The organism is Streptomyces sp. NPDC001980 (assembly GCF_040296885.1).
Taxonomy (GTDB): Bacteria; Actinomycetota; Actinomycetes; order Streptomycetales; family Streptomycetaceae; genus Streptomyces.
This window is the reverse complement of the sequence record NZ_JBEOYD010000108.1, coordinates 1-1,683: the sequence shown is the minus strand read 5'-3', so window position 1 is coordinate 1,683 and position 1,683 is coordinate 1. Positions and strand designations below refer to the sequence as shown.

Genomic DNA, 1,683 nt, shown 5'->3' with positions numbered 1-1,683 from the left:
CTTAGACGCTGTTGTCTTTCCGAGCTTGAGGACTGCGTTTCCGCTGGTCAGGCATAGGCTGGTGACTCTGTGGGAGTGGTGACCTGTCGTGTCGCCGTTCCTTTGGAGGTCGTGGATGCCGTCGGTCGTGGGGCTGCTTGAAGAACGCGAGCTCGTTGCTCGGCGTCGGGTGGACGAGCTGCGGGAGGAGGCCGACCGGATCCAGGCCGAGCTGGCCGTGGCCGAGCGGGACTGGAAGGAATGGGCCATCGCCCGCTCGCGGGTCGGCGAGGTACTGGACCCGGTCGAGGAGACCGGGCAGGGCCACGACCAGGTCGGCCGGACAGCGCCGGCCTCCGGCGGACGGGCCGAGCAGACGTCGCCAGCGGGCGCCGCGAAGCCCAGGTCGCAGGTGCCGGTATGGCGTGAGGGGCTGGACCGGTCGGTGTTGTCGGTGGACTATCAGCGCATCCTTGAGGCCCTCGGGGACCGACACCGGCTCCATCAAGGACCGCTGACCTGCCAGGAGTTGGCCGTGGTGTTCGGCCTGGACGCGGTGCCGGCGAAGGTGGAGGCGCTGCGGTCGAAGGCGAAACGCCTGGTCGCGCGGGGCTGGCTGGCCGAGCGGCAGCCGGGCCGGTTCACCCTCGCCCAGGGTGCGGCCGGGCAAGGCGGCGCGTCATGAGCAGGGTCATCGACCAGTAGACCATCGCTTCGGCGCTGGTGGTGCGGCGTTCGAAGTCGCGCACCAGGCGGCGGGTGCGCATCAGGTGGGCGAAGAACCGCTCGACGATCCACCGCTTGGGCAGCACCACGAATCCGCGCATGTCGTCGCTGCGTTTGACGATCGCCAGGACCAGCGCGAACGCGGCCAGGCAGTGCTCGACGAGGCTGCCGGTGTATCCGCCGTCGGCCCAGACCAGTTCCAGTCGGTGGTGCGCGTCGGTGACCTGCCCGAGCAGCACGTGGGCGGTGGTGCGGTCGCCGGTGTCTGCGGCGGTGACCATCACGCCCAGCAGCAGGCCGAGCGTGTCGACCACGACGTGCCGCTTGCGGCCGTTGACGAGTTTGCCGCCGTCGAAGCCCCGGCTGTCCGCCCCGACGACGGCGTCCGCCTTGACCGACTGTGAGTCGATCACACCGGCCGTCGCTGCCGCGTCGCGGCCCAGCGATTCGCGGACCTGTCCGCGCAGCCGGTCGTGGAACTCCCTGACCAGGCCGTGATCGCGCCATCGGCGGAAGAACGCATACACCCGGTCCCAGGGCGGGAAGTCCGCGGGCATGGCCCGCCACTTGATGCCGTTGTCCACGAGATACCGGACCGCATCGAGTATCGCCCGGTGGCAGTACCCCTCCGGCCGGCCGCCTCGGCCCCGCAGCCAGGCCGGCACCGGCAGCAACGGCCGGACCCGGGCCCACTCCGCGTCCGTCATGTCCGAGGGATACCGCCGAACACGTTCCGGATGATCGGCCGCGTTCCCGAACCGGTGAGCGACACAATCACACTCCGGTGCGGCCGAGTTGAACTCCACCGGCGCGAACACGTACAACTGCGGCAACAGGGTCTCCTGGATCTCGGTTGGCTTCGCAACCCCGAGCTACCAAGAGGCCCTGTACTCATGCCCGCAGCCAGCTTCGATCACCCGATCGAGACTCCCGTTCGACGCACACACCTCAAGATCGGAACGACAACAGCTACTTAGA

2 protein-coding genes are annotated in these 1,683 nt (G+C 69.1%); one reads left to right on the top strand and one right to left on the bottom strand.

The window, feature by feature from the left end:
* The first annotated feature begins 115 nt into the window (after positions 1-115).
* Positions 116-664, top strand: a complete 549-nt coding sequence (locus tag ABT137_RS50925; RefSeq protein ID WP_351720885.1) for a hypothetical protein — start codon at positions 116-118, stop codon at positions 662-664.
* Here the strand turns inward: ABT137_RS50925 and ABT137_RS50920 are convergent.
* Positions 621-1,412 carry an IS5 family transposase gene (locus tag ABT137_RS50920; protein ID WP_351720882.1) on the bottom strand — a complete coding sequence of 264 codons (792 nt, stop codon included), beginning with the start codon at positions 1,410-1,412 and terminating at the stop codon, positions 621-623. The two genes, ABT137_RS50925 and ABT137_RS50920, sit on opposite strands and share 44 nt — an antisense overlap.
* Positions 1,413-1,683 lie beyond the last annotated feature (271 nt).

What these genes read in the sequence shown, in the direction of transcription:
- ABT137_RS50925 (WP_351720885.1), top strand. Translation starts at nt 116, where the DNA reads ATGCCGTCGGTCGTGGGGCTGCTTGAAGAACGCGAGCTCGTTGCTCGG.
- ABT137_RS50920 (WP_351720882.1), bottom strand. Translation starts at nt 1,412, where the DNA reads ATGACGGACGCGGAGTGGGCCCGGGTCCGGCCGTTGCTGCCGGTGCCG.